The organism is Acidianus ambivalens, from assembly GCF_009729015.1.
In the GTDB taxonomy this organism is placed as follows: Archaea; Thermoproteota; Thermoprotei_A; order Sulfolobales; family Sulfolobaceae; genus Acidianus; species Acidianus ambivalens.
Genome location: NZ_CP045482.1, coordinates 1,538,223 through 1,556,196 on the forward strand (window position 1 = coordinate 1,538,223; position 17,974 = coordinate 1,556,196).

Annotated in this window: 15 protein-coding genes and 2 CRISPR repeat arrays (1 of these 17 running past the window's edge); all 15 genes read right to left on the minus strand. The window is 34.8% G+C overall.

What is annotated here, in order from left to right; translation table 11 throughout:
- Positions 1-1,297: 1,297 nt before the first annotated feature.
- Positions 1,298-1,831 (minus strand): CRISPR-associated ring nuclease Crn1, encoded by a 534-nt coding sequence (gene crn1 / locus D1866_RS08900; RefSeq protein WP_152939191.1) that lies wholly within the window; start codon positions 1,829-1,831, stop codon positions 1,298-1,300.
- A gap of 558 nt (positions 1,832-2,389) precedes the next feature.
- Positions 2,390-3,307: a CRISPR direct-repeat array (repeat unit 25 nt; unit sequence GTTGCATCCCAAAAGGGATTGAAAG).
- 533 nt (positions 3,308-3,840) lie between these two features.
- Positions 3,841-4,197, minus strand: a complete 357-nt coding sequence (locus D1866_RS08905) for a hypothetical protein (protein ID WP_152939193.1) — start codon at positions 4,195-4,197, stop codon at positions 3,841-3,843.
- Between the two features lie 383 nt (positions 4,198-4,580).
- Positions 4,581-5,312 carry an RAMP superfamily CRISPR-associated protein gene (locus D1866_RS08915; protein ID WP_152939195.1) on the minus strand — a complete coding sequence of 244 codons (732 nt, stop codon included), beginning with the start codon at positions 5,310-5,312 and terminating at the stop codon, positions 4,581-4,583.
- Positions 5,288-6,100, minus strand: a complete 813-nt coding sequence (locus D1866_RS08920; protein WP_152939197.1) for an RAMP superfamily CRISPR-associated protein — start codon at positions 6,098-6,100, stop codon at positions 5,288-5,290. Before D1866_RS08920 ends, D1866_RS08915 begins: the two co-directional genes overlap by 25 nt.
- On the minus strand, positions 6,097-6,837 hold the full coding sequence (locus D1866_RS08925) for an RAMP superfamily CRISPR-associated protein (protein WP_152939199.1): 741 nt from the start codon (positions 6,835-6,837) through the stop codon (positions 6,097-6,099). Before D1866_RS08925 ends, D1866_RS08920 begins: the two co-directional genes overlap by 4 nt.
- Before the next feature lie 9 nt (positions 6,838-6,846).
- Entirely contained in the window at positions 6,847-7,224 is a 378-nt protein-coding gene (locus D1866_RS08930) for a hypothetical protein (RefSeq protein WP_152939200.1), read from the minus strand.
- Positions 7,193-8,152: an RAMP superfamily CRISPR-associated protein gene (locus D1866_RS08935; protein WP_152939202.1), complete on the minus strand. Its 960-nt coding sequence runs from the start codon at positions 8,150-8,152 to the stop codon at positions 7,193-7,195. The genes D1866_RS08930 and D1866_RS08935 overlap by 32 nt, the downstream gene beginning before the upstream one ends.
- The gene (locus D1866_RS08940) at positions 8,133-8,663 is read right to left on the minus strand and encodes an RAMP superfamily CRISPR-associated protein (protein ID WP_152939204.1); all 531 of its coding nucleotides are present in this window, start codon (positions 8,661-8,663) and stop codon (positions 8,133-8,135) included. The genes D1866_RS08935 and D1866_RS08940 overlap by 20 nt, the downstream gene beginning before the upstream one ends.
- On the minus strand, positions 8,660-11,206 hold the full coding sequence (locus D1866_RS08945) for an HD domain-containing protein (RefSeq protein ID WP_152939206.1): 2,547 nt from the start codon (positions 11,204-11,206) through the stop codon (positions 8,660-8,662). Before D1866_RS08945 ends, D1866_RS08940 begins: the two co-directional genes overlap by 4 nt.
- Before the next feature lie 390 nt (positions 11,207-11,596).
- Positions 11,597-11,989, minus strand: a complete 393-nt coding sequence (locus D1866_RS08950) for a type II toxin-antitoxin system VapC family toxin (protein ID WP_152939208.1) — start codon at positions 11,987-11,989, stop codon at positions 11,597-11,599.
- 57 nt (positions 11,990-12,046) lie between these two features.
- The gene (locus tag D1866_RS08955; RefSeq protein WP_152939210.1) at positions 12,047-12,277 is read right to left on the minus strand and encodes a CopG family transcriptional regulator; all 231 of its coding nucleotides are present in this window, start codon (positions 12,275-12,277) and stop codon (positions 12,047-12,049) included.
- Positions 12,278-12,357: 80 nt separating this feature from the next.
- Positions 12,358-13,188, minus strand: coding sequence for a hypothetical protein (locus D1866_RS08960; RefSeq protein ID WP_152939212.1), 831 nt, complete (start codon positions 13,186-13,188; stop codon positions 12,358-12,360).
- 185 nt (positions 13,189-13,373) lie between these two features.
- Entirely contained in the window at positions 13,374-14,630 is a 1,257-nt protein-coding gene (gene csx1 / locus D1866_RS08965; protein WP_152939214.1) for a CRISPR-associated CARF protein Csx1, read from the minus strand.
- 823 nt (positions 14,631-15,453) lie between these two features.
- The gene (locus D1866_RS08970) at positions 15,454-16,581 is read right to left on the minus strand and encodes an RNA-guided endonuclease TnpB family protein (protein WP_152941307.1); all 1,128 of its coding nucleotides are present in this window, start codon (positions 16,579-16,581) and stop codon (positions 15,454-15,456) included.
- Between the two features lie 109 nt (positions 16,582-16,690).
- Entirely contained in the window at positions 16,691-17,245 is a 555-nt protein-coding gene (gene cas4 / locus D1866_RS08975; RefSeq protein WP_152939216.1) for a CRISPR-associated protein Cas4, read from the minus strand.
- A 41-nt stretch (positions 17,246-17,286) separates the two neighbouring features.
- Positions 17,287-17,974: a CRISPR direct-repeat array (repeat unit 25 nt; unit sequence CTTTCAATCCCTTTTGGGATGCAAC); it runs 162 nt beyond the window's last position.

Here is a 17,974-nt window from a genome sequence, read left to right on the forward strand (position 1 = left end):
AATATCAATAGGTTACGTTTTTCCTTAGAATGCGCTTTACCTTAGGCAATATATCTATTTCCATTACCCATTATTCTTGCCATACTATTAACGAAATTGAAAAGAAGATTTGAGAATCCTAAACTGCACGAAGAAATACCTGACTTCCTCCCCGCCCTGGAAGGGCGAGGGTTCCCTTCCAAGGGGTTCATCGTTCCCACACATCGATTCGGGATTACATTTGGTGGGCAGTCGAGTGGCTCAGAGAACCCCTCCCATTTGGACAGAGTGGGTAGGGGACTTTCATTGCTGAGCTCTAGTCCCTTAAGAGATACTGGTTGCTCCTCCCACAGTCCCATTAAGCCCTCAATCGAGCTGGGGAGGAGCGTCGTTAGCGTCACTAAGAGAAATTTTGACAAAGAAATATTTAAACCTTTTATAAGGGGGCTATCCATCCCCGCCTGCGAGGCTTTCCGCCCCCTTAACCCCCAACTTTGTAAAGCTTTACATTTCATCAGATTTGTCACCATTCCAATAATTGTATTAATAGCATATATTATGGAAATCATCTTTATTAATGGCATATTTAATTTATTCGATTTAGGTTTACACCGCAATATTCACCGCTTCGGTTATAATTATGATACACTTTTATCTTTCGCCTCGATCGTTAGAGATATTACCAGCTACCGCTAAAGATAGGCAATACTTGTTAGAAGCGTTAAAATTAGAGCACGCTGCCAATAGAGATTATTGTAACTATTATTGCTACTTTAATAGCTGTAATAACTATACCGACTATGTTTCAAATTCTTTACGGCACACTTCCCAACAAGGATTGTCTCCTCTCAAGTTGACAATTTTAGGAATTTTTGGAGCACAAGTGTAAGTTCTTATTAGCGGGATTGCTAATAAGCGAACTTTTAGATTATAATTGGCAAATACGTAAAATGATAACAAATCTGGAAAAGTACGAAAAATAATACATTTCATTACTACGACTAAAGAAGTGATGTTGAAAATAATTCGTTGCGTATAGAGAAAATTTGGCCGTTGTCAACAGTTTCCGTTAAACCGTGAAATTAATGTCATTTGTTGTCATTCAACATTCCTAACTATCCCTTAACGAAAGTTTTGTAGCTAAGAAGAGGGCCCTACAATGTGAGGGGTTCAATGAGGCTCCTCATGTCCTGCTCCCTAACCTAGGCGTGGGGAGCCGGAATGAGGACGAGAGGTTGAATCATTCAATGAAAGTCCGACTCCTATTAGCTTATTTTAGGAGTGAATCCCATTTAAAACCTGGAAAATATATTCTCTTTCAGAAGAATACTATGGTTCTTGAATTCTTTGAAATTAAATCACAGACGTAACTTACGCAGTCCTCTTTTTTATAAATCTTCATTGCCCTGTCTTTTACTGCGTTGAATTTCTTGTTAATTGAGTCGTACTCTTCGTGGGGAATGATTGAAGAAACTAGGTGTGCTCCTGCTTCCCTAGCAGCTAACACTGCTGCAGAGCTTATCGCTTTCCTTCCTCCTGTAAAATCTAGATAATCTCCTGCCTTCAGCACTTTCCTTATTGTTTCCCTAACTTGTACGAAATCGTTAGGAGAATTAACGTCATCGAAAGGCAAGTTAATTGCCCTGACGTTTACGAAGCTAGAACAGCACAAGAGCAGGGCTTTTAGTACGTAAAAACTTTCCTCCACTTCCTTAGTTTTAACGACTAGCAATTCCTCTATTTTTATCGGGACTGGGTCGAAAGGCGCGACGTAATTTCCATCTGTTAGGTTAATCAAGGTCTCTGCTATGCCTCCGGGCGATTTTCCCAAGGTGGAGACCAACCTAGGCATGAGTATAAATAACAAAACAAACTAAAATGCTCTCCTTTAGAACCGACTTTACTCTTGCTTGTTAAAAATTTTTATCATACTCGCATATTCACTGTTAAATTTAAAGGAATTTTAGTATTCTGTTTCAGAAAAAATATTTTTAGTTATACGACGTTATTCCGATGAGGGAAAATACGTAGTTTAAAAATTAGCTTAAAAAGATAGCTACACTTGAAAGTAAATAGTATTAAATAAAATACGAAATATTAATGAATAAAATATAACGAACGGAAAGGATTTAGAACCGTTTATCGTGGATAGGTAAACCTAAGAGTTATATTTTTATTAAGAGTTTAAAAGCGATAAAGTTTTGGTCTCAATGCGACCGTTGCGAGAATCAAAAGGAGAATTGATGCCTTATAAATACATTTTCTATTTCAATTAGTGAAAAAGACCATGCGACCGTATTACGAAATTAAAATTACAAGGAAAATCGGTCGCATGAAGAAATAAGAGGTGTGATGAAAACTTATTAATGAGAAAAGAGAAAAATAAGGACAGAGGTTAATAAAACAAACAGTTGCATCCCAAAAGGGATTGAAAGAACTTTATACCCGCATCTTTGTCAATGTACACAAGTGCAGTTGCATCCCAAAAGGGATTGAAAGTATGACAGTTGACAAGAAATATAACATCGTTTTTACATATGTTGCATCCCAAAAGGGATTGAAAGAAAATCCACTTCTGTCCAAGAGATACTATGCTTATTAACGGTTGCATCCCAAAAGGGATTGAAAGATGTATGTTACGTGTTTGCCGTTGACGGACAGTACTTTGTTGCATCCCAAAAGGGATTGAAAGTAACATATTTGTCAACATAGGGTTTCGAAATCTTAATCTGTTGCATCCCAAAAGGGATTGAAAGTTTACTTATACAAAAAGAATACGAACTGGAAATGGCTAGTTGCATCCCAAAAGGGATTGAAAGGTGTGTCACAAACAGACAACTTACTGTTATCCAACGTGGTTGCATCCCAAAAGGGATTGAAAGTAATAACTTAGAGATAAAAAATGAACTGAAGATAGAACGTAGCATCCCAAAAGGGATTGAAAGTTTTCATCGCAATCACATTCTTCAAAAAATTCATCTAAGTAGCATCCCAAAAGGGATTGAAAGTTGATAATTATTGCGGCTATACATAAAATACTTCTAAAAGTTGCATCCCAAAAGGGATTGAAAGAAATTATTCCATCAGTATAATTATTTGCATAATTTATGTATGTTGCATCCCAAAAGGGATTGAAAGCTCTCCTTCTTCACGTTTCATCAGTACGAAATTAAAACATGTTGCATCCCAAAAGGGATTGAAAGATTTCACCCGCCGTCTTTAAATCCGTATTTGTATGCCTAGTTGCATCCCAAAAGGGATTGAAAGTTGACATATTTTTTTACTTTGTCAAATGGCATATCAGTTGCATCCCAAAAGGGATTGAAAGGATAATATATCTTTAGCGATTCCTTTTAATTTTAGAGTTGAAAAACTAATCCATGTAACCACGAGTTACCTGAGCTAGCTAAAAGTTTGCTAACATGTTCAAGAATGTTTAGAGCTATTAGCTCTGCTAGGTGATGAAATTAACAAGTAATCATTAGGTATTACAATGTACTAAGTAGTGCTAGTTATTATTTTATTTATTTGTTTAGTTAACTATACTAATCTTATAGACTAAGAACTAGAAATCGTAAATAATCTTAATTTATATTAATATCATAAATCATATAATAAAGAGGTAATAGAATGTTTTATTCGTTTTTCAATTTAATTTTATTAATTTTATCAAGAAAATCCTTTAATTTACAAAAAGAATCGTCTAATAAACGCTTATATACATTGTTTATAACGTTTAAATCAGAAGGTAAAATAAAGCCTCCATGTGCAAGAAAAGAATTATTCCTAATGAAATCCATTAAGCTCATAGGAACATTATTAACACCTTTCTGCGGAATATATCTTCCAACTACGCTCTTATTATTCTTTATATACAGTACTGTAAGTTAAACCATTAGGACAACTAATAATGAAGTCTAGCGTTAAAGATGCCTTGAGAAAATTGCATGATTCCATTAAATTATCCTTTATATGTATAATTTCGTCATCCGTTAATGGGTTCTCTAATTCATCTTCTTTTGGAGTTAGTGAATTAATATTTTTTCTATCTCTTGTTTTATCTGCAATAAAGCATAATGATATATGCGCATAATCGAATCTTAGATTTAGATTCTCTTGTATATTGCTCGCTAATTCAATTAATCTTAATGCACCGTTATTATTCCTACATTTAAAATAATCCTTATACCTAGTTAAAAGAGTGTCTAAGAAATTCATTATATCGTCAGTGGTCGAGGTATTGCAAAGGATATTAATTAGGATATCTGTATCATCGAATCCTCATTCGCTCATATTGTCTCGCCTTAATATATACATATACGAAAGCGTTCTTGAGCTTGTTCTTATCTGCTCGATTTAGAAACTCGTATAGATCTCTATAGATGCCATCAGCGTTTTTGACTATATTTCTTTTAGCCAATTTATCTAATATTCGTATTTTTAATAGGGCGCTATTCACCATGAGTGTAAAATCATTGTTATTAACTGTGCGTCTTTCCAAGTATTGCCTTAGTAACTCTTCTAAGAACTTATCAACTTCTTCATCGCTTATAGATAGATTCTTTTTAACTATTCTTGATAGCTCATTATAATATGTATTATCAAGAAAAGAAAGCAGATTTGACACGATTCCACTCCTGTCTAAGTAGATCTTGTGCTCCTTTAATAATTTGTGCTACGTTTATCTTGTTCATATTCATATCAGTTACCTCCACTTTGTTCAGTTTGATTATTCCGTACCCCCTATCTTTTCCTCTCCCTAATTTTATTCCATATAAAGTAGCTCCCATAGAGGCTATTAGTAATTTTAGCTCTTCTAAATCTCCATTAATCAGTATTATCTCGGTAGAAAAAGTTGTATTTGGCGGTATTGCTTGGAAGTAAATATCCTCCGGAGTAGGGGAAGGTGTATTAAATGGGTAAACTTTTATTCCTCTGCACGGCTTCCTAGGCTTCCATTGCCTTCCTAATTTAAACTCCTTATACGAAGCGTCTATTATTGCGTCCTTAAAATAAACCCTCCCTTCCAGTTTTGAGAATCCGAATAAGTCTCCTACCTTATTTGGATTTGAAAGCATTAGTGCATATGCGTTAAGTGCCCCCTTTATTGAAGATCCCATTATTGCTGGCTTTCCGTTAATAGTATAAGTCTTGTAAGTTACTTTTCTTCGTGTAAAGTCTATATCCATTTCACCGGTGCAAGTACAAGTCGGAGTCTTTGTCACAAACTGAGAATTAATAATGTATACTTGTTGGATCTTGTCCCTTGGTTTAAAATTTTTAGGAAATGCTTTATTTGAGCTTGCATTTATGCATGTGTAGTTTCTTGCCATTCCTTAACTACCTCCATTCCTACAGAATTAAACGATTCGTTATTTAAGATATAAGAATTCATGAATAAATTATTATCAACTTTTTCTATCTTAAATCTATATTTATTATTTTCGACTATCTCATTTTGATTCACAATAATATTTATTTCTCTTTCACCTCCCTTAATACGAATCTTTGTCTTATACTTGACATTTGCGGTAGGTAGTAGTATTTGAACATTATCTACGTCTAATTTCACTATTCCGTAACCTCTGCTTTTGAATCCGCCTACTCTGATAATTCCTAAGTTTAATAGATTACTAATCATGTATATAATTCCACTTATATCTGATATTGAAATATTCCTACCTACTATGGAACCGTAGAATTCATTGCCTTGTGGTACATATTCAACTTGGAATAAGTTCTTCACTCCACCTGTGGCCAAGTCTATCCTTATATGAGACCTTTCATAAGTGTCGATAATCTTATTCGATACAAAGTCGTTAAATATTAGAGACGAACCTATAGGCATGTCTTCTTCATTTATATTTCCTCCGAAAGCATAAGATAAGTCCTTGTCTGCGTCGAGCATTAAGAATCTTGCTAAGTTATTTCTTACAATACCTTTTAGTGACGATCCAGGAATTACTGCATGTCCGTCTGGCGTTCTTAGTATAGGCAAGTCTGGCTCTCCTATTTTTTGTCCTTTACCCGCTCCTATTCTTAATGGGCTCAGATTAGTGATTTTTGCCGAAATTTTTGTTATTATATAATAAGTTTTAAAATAAATACTACTATTACTCATTTTACCACCAACAGATTATTTAAATTTATCATTTCATCGTTCTTCTTTGTTAGTTGTACTAGGCCGTAACCTCTGCTTTTCCAACCACCTAATAATATTTCACTTTTATCTAGAAATTTTACCAAGTAATCAAAGGCTTTATCTACGGGGCTAGGATCTGTAGTATCATAGTTTAAGGAATTATAAATTATCCTGAACTCAAATTTTATCTCAGGATACACTGCTTCTACGTCCACTAGATTCCCCTTTTTAGCCACGTCCCTATCTTGATCGATCCTTACGTGATAACGATTAGTTACGTATTCCTCGGTTTGAGTTACAGGCAGTCCATCGGTAAATATTGTTGGAGATGCAAATATTTCGCTACCGAACAATAAATCTAGTAACCCTACCTTGGAGTCTTTACCGTTAAGACTGTTCTTAATCATTTCCGCTATCTTGTTAGTGTCTGAATTTTTTAAAATATCCTGTATATTATCGGTAAATAACTTAGCGTAACCAAACAATTGTTTTAGTTTATCTTCGGGTAAACCGCTAATAGTTCTAGAGAATTCGTTTCTTATTGCTCCTTTTAGTGAGGAACCAGGGATTATAGGTTTGTTACCAATTTTAATTACGGGTAAGTCGGCACCACCTATTTGCAGGCCTTTAGTATCTCCTATGTGTAGAAACTCCTTGGGTTCTATTTCAAATGTAACTACTCTTTTATACTTTAGTGACGAATGCAAATATCCCATTACTTTCACCTAACAGCCTAAAAATTTGTAAGGATTTAAGTCGTTATTCTGAGCTTCTTCAATTATATATACTGCCATCACAGCTCCTTCTACGTATTTGACAACGTTATCTCGAGGCTGTTGTCGAATAAGGTCAAGGAGGTTTGTGATAAATCTACCCAGTTCAGTATCATAACTTAATCCTTTATTCCTAGCAGCTAAATATGCTAGATCTGGGATTATTGAAGGGAGGTTTTGCGAATCATTAATCATATCGAAAATCTTTCTAATCAGCGTTTTTGATAACTTTCCTTCGTCATTATCAGCATAAGCCAAATCCTTCTTAATCTTACAAATATCTTCTACTCCTTTTCTTTTATAATCTATGGATTGGGTGGTTGATGACAATTTTTCCACCGTCACTCTTTATTATACTTTCTGTTTCCAATTCATAAAGATTTCTATCGCTTTCGGCGATTAATACAGACCCAGATCTTATCGTATAATCAATAACCCATTCATTATAGTTCAATCTTTTCCTCTTTTCTATACCAATACTTTCGAATATTACATTTTTTAACATTGATTTTATTTCTTGAAAATAACTGTAACTAACGTTTCCATAAAAATCCAAGGTGTATAGTGAATTTTTAGGCTTTTCCTTTTCTGTAATTTCCGAATAATCTTTAAGTTTTAAGAGCCCATAGCCCTTAGTTTTAAAGGATCCTACAAATATTCCCTCCTTTAGTGTATCAAGAAGGAAGTTTAATTGCTCTTCTTCACCAATGGCTTCAAAGGCAAAAATATTCCCTGGAGAAATTGATTCTATATGTGCAAGATAACCGGTCTTTTCGTTATTTTTAGTTTCTTGATATGCTATTTTTAATTCATCGTCAAGCTTTAATATATTAGTTGAGATTCTTTCAATTTGTATAGGATACGCGTTTCCATTTTTCATAAACCAATTTCTAGGACCCTTCTTTAATCTTATTACTTCCTCTCCCCACTTCTTTTTACCTTGGTAAGTCTCTATAATTACTCTTGCACCGTCTACAAAGTAATCGTCTGTTTCATTTTTCTTATATAACGTAACTAATGAAGGTGGATTAAGTTGTTTTTCTTGAGTAGTAGAAGGATAAGCATCAGTCAAATATAAGTCTATTTTTTCCTCCCTAATTTCTCCTCCCCATATTTTTTTCTCTGTCAATCTTCTAGCTTTCAATGCCCCAATAATTGACGAAGATGGTATATAGTCTAATGATCTATAATAATTTCCAGAAGAATAGTTTATTACTAGAGGCGTTTCATTTTTTACCTTAACTAAGTAGTGCATCATCTAATTTCACCTCCTCTACTATTCCTATACCTTTACTTCCTCCCCAACCTATTGTTGAATATTTCATTAATAATAAGGCCTTCTTCAAGCACTCTCTCTCATCTTTCGTTAGGTCTACTAAAGGAATTATATCAAACCTTATTTCAATATCACCTGGTATTATTTCATACGAGAATAAAGCCCCCTTTTCTACTATACCCAACTCTTTGTTAACCTTTATTCCATATCTTACTTTTTTCTTTTTCTCTTCAGTAATGTATCCCCAACCTACTACTACTTTTGACATAATGCTTTTCTCCCCAAATTCTGAGCCTAGGATAGACGTGTCGCAGTCTAAGACCTTCATATTTTTCCTAATAAGTCCTTTAATGCTAGATCCGGGTATTACGTAAATCTTATTATCGTATTTTATAAAGATAGCCCTCAAATCTACATCATAATTATCTATACTGGTGTTGTTAGTGTGTCCTCTCAAGTTATAAACTTTTAAGACATTTTCATAGGCTTTCATGTTGGATCACCATTTGGATTCCATGGGACTCTATAATATTCCTGTCCATCAAAATTTTTCTGTTCTAGGCTACTCATTAAAGTACCCAACAATACGAGATAACCTTGTATGTCATATCCTCTTTTAATGACATCATTGATAGTTTTCATTACTGTCTCTAATGAATCTGAATTATTTCTCGCAACGTCATAAAATATTCTTATTCTATCGCCTTCCAGCTTGATGTAATCAAAAATTTTTCTAGAAGAAATTCCTGCATTTTCAAATCTTGCTATAGTGTCATATATCTCTTTCATATCGCTGCCAAGAACGCATATACCTTTATTGTTTTTAATGCGCTCCAGTAATCCAAACGATTTTTCATCCATTATTGTTGATATTACTCCAGTGCCGAAGAACTGGTCTTGGAATACCTTTTTTGATACAGTTTTTGATACATGCTCTAGTTCTTCTGCCATTTCCCTAGCTAAGAATATTGGAAAAGACGTATTCTTATAAATATAAGCTCCTACTGAAATTCCAAACCATTGATATGGTTTTTTACTCGATATCATTTCAGCTATATCTTTATATTCAGATTTAAGGTTCCTACAAATTCTTCCGCCGATTCTTACTAATGCCTCGTCCACATAATATAAAAACGGAACAAGCTCTTGAGATGTAAGTAGCAACGAAAAATCATCTCCCCCTAATAGTATCGGCTGAAACTCTATGACAGGAACTTCAAAATGTTTGTAGAAATTTAGTGCTGTATTCTCTAAAGCATATAAAATTGAATAATATATCATGTATGTAAAGAATCTATTTATTTCCAAATATTGTGTAAGCGTTGTTGCAGTAGACTTTAATTGTCCAAAATTGTCTCCGTCTCCCACTATTATTGTGGGGAACCTTCTCTTTTTCAGATCTACTTCTTCCCCAGAGAAGTCTTTGTTTAAATCATCTACAGTATCCCACACTCTTATCGATATTTTTCTTTCGTTTCTCTTATTTAATTCTTCAATAAGTTTATAAATTCTTAATCTTTTAATTTTTCCTGAGATCTCAGTATCGCTATTCTTTCCCTTTACCATTGAGACGAAGGTTTTGTAGAATTTTTCCGCAGTCTTACAACTCTCACATTCATCACCGTCATCTGCGTAATTTATTCTGCACTTTTTACATATCTTATCAACTGGAATTGTGCTCTTATTTTGTAAATTGACGCTCGAAGAACTTTTTATTACACCGGGGGAACTTAAGAACTTATTTATAAGACTACCAAATCCTCTTAACGAGTCTCTAAGATAAGGATCAGTTGATCCCCAGCCTTTCCAATTTTCTTCTGGACCTAAGTGTGCCTCTGCAAATTTAAATTCCATTTTATTCTCCTTATATGTGTCAAATGGGCTTAGATCTAGGCTTTTGATTAATTCCCCAGAGTTAAAAGAAGAAGGAATTATTGCTAATAAGGAACCCCCTTCATCGCTTATTACTGCCTCTTTACCTATTTTTGATTTAATATAATCTGAAACGTCGTGAATTAAAGAGTCTATCATAATACTATATCCTGCGTAAACTGAAAGTTCTCTCCCTCTGTTTAAATACGACTTTATGCTGGGAATTTCAAAGTGATATAACGCCAAAAGTTTCTTTCCACTGCATAACTCATTTTCAGCATTTCTTAGTTTTAATGCCAGATCTATAGCCTTATTTTCATTGTCTGACAAGAAACCATAAGTCCTTAATTCTTCACTGTCTTCATCGTTTTCGACTACCTTATTTTTTATCTCATTAATGTAATCTTTTCCGCCAATATCGTAAAGGTCTTGAAGTTTTTCGGCAAAATCAAGAAATTTTTCAAAAACTTCTCTATTCCTAGGCAAGAACGTTCTTGATGAAGCACTAGCTTTATCGGCATATGATATTATCCACTCTATAAAGTTTTGAGGCTTATTAGTATACTTATAACCATAGTGATGTCTAGATGAGGCTTCACTTAGCGCGTTAGCTAACCTCTCATTAATATCTTTAAATAAAGCGTAAACTATTTCTTTAGTACGCTGAGTATGTCCGACCGGTGGAGGTTTTCCTATGTCATGAAGCAAAGCTGCTACCCTTACAAATCCCCTAAGAAGCTCCCTATCAGAAAAATCTATATCGTATGCCTTTAATTCACCGCATTTATTATCGTAATAGGATAAAGCGGCAGCCACGGCAAATGCTGACGTAGTCAACATATGATCGGCTAAAGAATTAACAAAACCTGGAAATCTGGTATCAGCTGGGGTATTTACAAGGCCTAATTCTTCATCCTTTTGTGCACTCGTTCCAAAGACCGAATTAAAGTAGTACCTCTCCCACTCCTCATTGATTTCATCGACTATTCTATCAGCTACTTTGTTAAGGAAATTACCACATTTCTTGATATCTTGCTTGCAGTCTGTAGAATTTATACTTCTTATTATATTTACCAGGAGATTTTTTGTATTTTCCCTTATGCTATCAGTAACCTTATTCCTTCCATATAGTGTAAGGGGGTCTATTCTAATGTAATAATTCATGACAATATTTCTGTGATATTTCTATATTAAATTAATTATGCTTGTCTCATCATTTTATTACCTCATATCTTTACAGAATGTAAGCTCATGAGAGTTTTTAAGTGGGAAAACATAATAAGGTGCCTCATTTATGAAGCTTTTGAAATACACTCCTTGATATACTTCAATTTTTCTTAAGATTACGTTAAGCTTACTCTTAATTCTACAGCTGATTTAGAATTTATACCAAAGAAGTTAGTTTATATCTAAGAAAATTCCACTAGCTCACAAAGCATGAAAGGTGCTTCAAATACTCTATTATAATTATTTTGGATTTTATATAAATATATTATTTATCTCTATTCTCTTATATCTAAAAACTATTAAAAATTAGATTTCATACTATTATTGTTATTTTATAATCTCGTCTACAGATAAAACTTTCAAATCCTTCTCTACTGCTTTCCTGAGCTTATTATCCTCAGTAATTAAAGGCAAATCAAGCTTCCTTGCCAACCAAACGTAGGAAGCGTCGTAAAAAGTTATGCCATAATCAAGTGCAATCTCCTCGGTCTCCTTGCAGTTTACGTCCTCTAGGTTCATGGTATTTAACACTTTGGAAATGAAAGAGAGTAATCTTAACCCTTCTTCCCTGCTTATCCTTTTGTGAAGAAACACCTCTTTCCAAACTATATTCCCCAGCTCGAACTTCGCCAGAAATACTGTATAATTTCCTCCAAGAAGTTCAATTTTACCCTTCGTTAGCAGTGAATAAATTGATGAAGAATCAAAAACGTAACTCAAGCGTTATCTACCTAGGATTAAATAACGCGTGGCTCAAGTATTATCTCCATTTTTTATTTAGCGCTCATCCCTGTCTTCTCTAATTTCCTTGATTACGTCCTCGATAGGTATTTTACTCAGAACCTCCTTAATTTCCTTAGCCTCCTTCTCTAGCTCTTTAGCTTTAGCCTTCTTTACTTCATTTATTAAAGCTCTCCTTACTACTTCCGCCTCGTCGATGTTATATTTTTCCAACTCTTTCTTCAGCTCTTCTGGAATCCTTACCGAGATTACCACGCTTTTGCCCATAATATGAAGTTGTCTCGTGAAAATAAATAGTTTACTTTTTGTAAACACGACTTCTTATTATCTACTAGCTATTAGAACTTCTAAACAAACCTCACCCTGGTATATACTGAAGGCAGTCCATTTTTATTCCAAGCACTATCTAAACCCACTGTTAAGTTTTGACTTAGAAACCTAACGAACTTCTTTTCGTTAACCCACGCTGGAACTAAAGGTTTATATAAAGGATCTGTATCCCTACTCCAATAATAGTAAATCAAGGACAGAAATTCTTTGACGTCACGTAGTGGTGTGAGATACATATCGAGGGGAATAAAGAAACCCGGTACTGGAAAGCCTATTATTCCTCCATTGACTATACCTCTAATAATGTGCATATGATTGCCGTGTACTAGAGTTTGAATCGCTTGGTTTCGTAATAGATTACCTAAAATTGCTTGAGTCAAAGTAAATGCTGTATATTCACACAAACTCTCATCTTCTGGTAAATAACTATATGTCCCAGAAGAAGTCCTCCAATCTTCTATCACGTGATGAGTTAGTTCGTGTATGAAAATTAAAGATATGTAAAATGGAAAGATGTCCGCTTTAATGCCCACATTATTAAGGCAATTATTTAAGAGGTCTATGTCATTCTTTATCTCTTGCCATATTAAGTAAATTCCCCAATTGTTCTTATCAACAGAATACGGAATGTAGTAAGCTAGAATTCTTCTGCAATCTTTATATTCCTTATATTCTACAATCTTTCCATTTTCATATGCGGACTTCCAAGACCATTTAGCCCTTTCTAAAAATCTTTTTATTGGATTCGGCTCTAGATTTGGCTCTTTACCCGGAGAAAAGCTTAAGTTAGTTGGCTTCCACTCACTACCTGGAGAAAAGCTTAAGTCAATTTCCGGTAGGGAATCCATGACTATCTATTAATAAGTTTTAGACGAAGATATAAGGAGATAAAATTGCTCTTACCAAGACAAACATAGTTTGTAATCTCTTGCCAGAAGTTCTACAAACCTTATAATTAGCTTTCTATAACCAAGAAATCTTTGAGATTACTAGCCAGTTAAGAATTTGTTCATAAAAATCGAGAAAAGCAAAATTATCCTAAATGCTCTTCCACATTTCCAATACAGTTACAATTTCCATCAGTATAACTTACGCAAATATCTTCTCCGCATTTCCAAAGGAATGTCACGTTCTGCTCAAAACCGCCGTGAGCTATTAGGTTCCTTTTATCTGCTGAGCATACACTAGGCGAGTCAATGCCAAGGATTTTTGCATAGAGAGTTGGAGAGTTGGGAATTTTATCTTTTTCCTTCTTTATTTTATCTATTTCGTTTAGAATAACATATTTTACAGAGTCTGAAGTTGAGTAATTCTCAGCCATTTCATGGATTTCGCTTATTTTATTATTACCTTGAGCTATATGACTGGCAATCCTAAGTAACGAGTGTAAATAACTTATCTCAATAGGAATATTTTCGTCGTAAATTACTTTGCCGTCCTCAAACTTTAACTGTACCGCGAAGTTGTTGAAGCTTAATTTTCTGAGAATATTATCTATGATGTTCAAACAGTTATTAATGTCGCTCTTCTTTAATATTAAATATAGGAATATTCCGGCGGATAAGGCATTAACAATGTAGTAAATGAAATCTGCATTGCATGAGCTAGTATTTACGTCCTCTGAGTTCGCTTTAAGTGAATTATATATTACTTTAAATACCTTATTTTTTATTACGTTTTTGCTCTCACTAGACAAGAAAGGCGACAAAATTGACAATAAAGCTTGCCTCACAGTAATTTTCTCAGAGTATATATTATCTATGGTATAAGGGCCTTTATTAGGTTTAATTACCGGTTCAGAATCATATATTGTTAAATTAACTCCGTTCTTCTTGTTTTCTACAATATAAGTATATACAGCAAGCCTTATTGCATCTGTTGCTAATAAAGGCATGTAGTTTATTCCGTGAGTAATATCTATGTAAATTTCGTCCGGCTTATTCTCTTCAAGGATTTTTAGCGAGTTAAAGTATATGAAATTGAAATAAAGAGTGTTTTTCCTATCCTTTTGAATGAACCTAGTACTGAAAACGTTTGGAGCAATTAATAGGTCAAATTTATTACCCAGCTTTTGAGTCACTTTTTGTGTTACAGAATTTCTACAACAATTATAATCATTACAGTTAGTATCACATAAGCTTAGCCCGGCATAAACTACTACTTTATCAATGTTTAATGCTTGAGATATTGCAAGAAAGGAAGCATTAGTATTGTATTCTTTCCCTTTTACTGAATAGGTTACGTCATCGTACCCTGTAGGATCCCCTATAGGTGCAAAAAGAATCTTCATGAATTAAAATGGCTAAAAATCATTTTAAAATCTTTTCTAATCAGAGTAAATGTACTAGATTAATATCCTAAAAATCATTTTGCCAAACCAATTCATCCAAGAGATGTACCTCTACTATATGCTTGATTCCAGTATTTGCACACCGTTTAAATAATACTCCTTGTATCTTACAAGGAAATACGTTAGATAATAAATTTTAATACTTTATACTAATTATTTACTAAATATTTTTAATTTTAACTATTAACAACAAATATTTAAACCTTTATAGTATAGAGAAGGTTTTGTCATCATTTTTTACGGCATAAATCTCTTTTAAGTTGATTTTAATTCTAACAACAACGACGTTTATGACCGTGTATTACGTAAAAGATAATTTATTAATCGTGAAGGGATTTACCACTAAAAATGAAGACGAAAAGTGAGAAGACGATTCTCCTCTATATCGTTTGCGGATTAATTAAAAGGTAGAAGCAAAATAAATTCTAAATCTTGCGTCGAGTTATAAGTTCCAATTGAGAAAGATTCCACAAAGCAGTCGATTATTACTTCGCCTTCTTAAGATAGTGCAAACCCCCTTCTCAGTTGCTTTGTGGATTGCCTCATTTTTTCTTTCTCAGAAATGGCGTTAAACTTACTTTTAACTAATTTAGAATTTATCTTGATCTAGTGAGTTTAAGATCGACAAAAATTCAACTAGTCCACAAAGCATGAATTAGTATAAGATCGTCCTCCCTCTAACTCCATGAATACACGGCGTAAAGCATTATCGTGCATACTGACTTCCTCCCAGCCAGCGAGGGTTCCCCTCATCGATTCGGGTTTACATTTGAGGGGAAGTCGGGAGGCTCAAAGACCCCCTCCCATTAAGATTAACTACAGCAATAACGTCGCGATCATTCTCATAACCACATGAGCACTTAAACCAACGATATCCTTTCTCCTCCATCCTTCTACCACATCTAGGACACAAAACAGAAGAATAACTAGGATTAACAAACTCAACAATCATTCCGTGTTTCTTAGCTTGCCAAGAAATCCAATACTGCAAACGACGATACTGCATTAGATATAGTTTATCCCTAAACTCCTTAGGCAATTTATCTACATTCTTGATGAGGTTCTTAAGACTCTCCAACTTAATAACATTAGCACCAAAATCTCTAGCAATTTCAACAACCCACTTCCCCACTTTTCTAGCGAAATCCTCCATAACCCTCTTAGCCTTTATGTGGAAAGAACGAATCCTGTTTAGGATCCCCTTATTCTCCCTCCACCTTCTAGGGTATTTTCTTTGTAGGCTTTCAGCTAATGATTTCCAATGATGAACCTCTTCGAGACGAGTTGGAATCCTAACGTAGTGTTTGTCGTCCTTGCCAACTACTATCTCACTCATGTTAATGTCTACGGCAATACTTTCCTTTGACTCAACCTTCCCTTCTTCCTCTTTCTCAAAAACTACCTTGAGAAAAGCCTTTCCATCCTTAACCACTAACCTAGACTCCTTCATTTTCCAGCTTAAGTACTCCTTGAGGTTTCTAGGATAACCCAGAATTGGTAGTTCACCAACACTTGCTATCCTAACAGTCATCCTCTCGAAGTTCACGCTATAACTCGCTTTAGGCGTTAACCATACCGTAGGTTTGTACACTCTTGGAAAACGTCCCCTCCTAGGATTATTATACCAACCCTTGTATATTGAAAGGGCATCCCTATAACAATCCTCAGCAACCTTCGACGGTAGATTATATTCCCCTCTTAACTTCTCATGCAACTCCTCGTGGACTTTCCCTAACACTCCCTTCTCTTCCGGGTTTTTCACATTTTCCTTCAGCCAGAATAGGGTGAAACGGAGTGCCTTAACGTAGTTATTCACAAGGGCTAGGAGGGAGTCTGATACGGCGATCTTCATCGAAACAGTTGATCTGATCGCTTTAACCCTCCTAGCCATCAAAAGAAAATTTTGACAAAGAAGTATTTAAATATAAGGGGGTTATCCATCCCCGCCTGCGAGGCTTTCCGCCCCCTTAACCCCCCTTCTCTGTAAATTCTCTCGAAATTCATTCAATTTCAGCAATAATTCCCTTAATCTTAGGCCTGCACCAATGGAAGAAACCGCAGTTTTTACACTTACTGGCAGGCTGAGTAACCTTTACTTTACCTTTCATTGCGTCCCTTATTTCATCTATGATCCTAGCTACATAATTCCTCTCCCTGAAAGAGTACCTTACCTTCTTTAACCTCCCTTGTTGGACGTAATATAATAACCCCTCCTTCACGTTAAATCCTTTCATTTCCATGATATAAAGGTAAAAAAGAATCTGCATTACGTGGTCAATCCTTTCTTTTCCCTGCTTAATGTCCAGAGGAGTTACGTAGTTGTTGAAAAATAATACGTAATCCGGAGAGCCTACAAGATCATTATATCTAAATATAGGCTTAGCGACGATGTTCAAAGGCTTAAGAACTCCGTAAAGAAAATTAACAGTCTTCTCTCTATCAACTTCTAGCCCCTCACGCATTGCCTCAGTGACTCTCTCGGTAAAACCCATGGCCTCAAGCCTGACTATTTGAGGGCAGTAAGCAAAGTGCTTTACTGTAGTCCCTGATATCATAATATATACTTCCTTCTTACGAATTTATTATTTTATTCATGCTTTCAATCCCTTTTGGGATGCAACATAAGGTTGAACAATAACGATAACAAACTTGCTATATTCTTTCAATCCCTTTTGGGATGCAACCACCAGTCTCTAAACTTCGAATAAACACCCCAGTTTACCTTTCAATCCCTTTTGGGATGCAACGATATCCACCGACGATAGTAAAAGGGACGACTAACAACTTTCAATCCCTTTTGGGATGCAACTTATTAGTTGTAGAATGCGAAATGAATCAACAATTCAGCTTTCAATCCCTTTTGAGATGCAACTTGTTGGAAGTCCTCGCTCAGTTCTTCTTCCCAGTCTAACTTTCAATCCCTTTTGGGATGCAACATATATAGATATATCATCAGAGCTGTAAAACTAAATTATCTTTCAATCCCTTTTGGGATGCAACGCAATGGCTTATAGGGACGAATTCGGGTTAAAAACAACCTTTCAATCCCTTTTGGGATGCAACCAATTCAATAATTCCTAATTATTATAATATAACAAACAATCACTTTCAATCCCTTTTGGGATGCAACCTAGTCCTAGTTGAACCCCTTTCTCCTTCTCAAGTAAAACTTTCAATCCCTTTTGGGATGCAACAGAATCTACAGACTGAAAAATAGAGAGAACTTAATCGATCTTTCAATCCCTTTTGGGATGCAACGCGACACTAGTTTCGTTAGTCCCGAT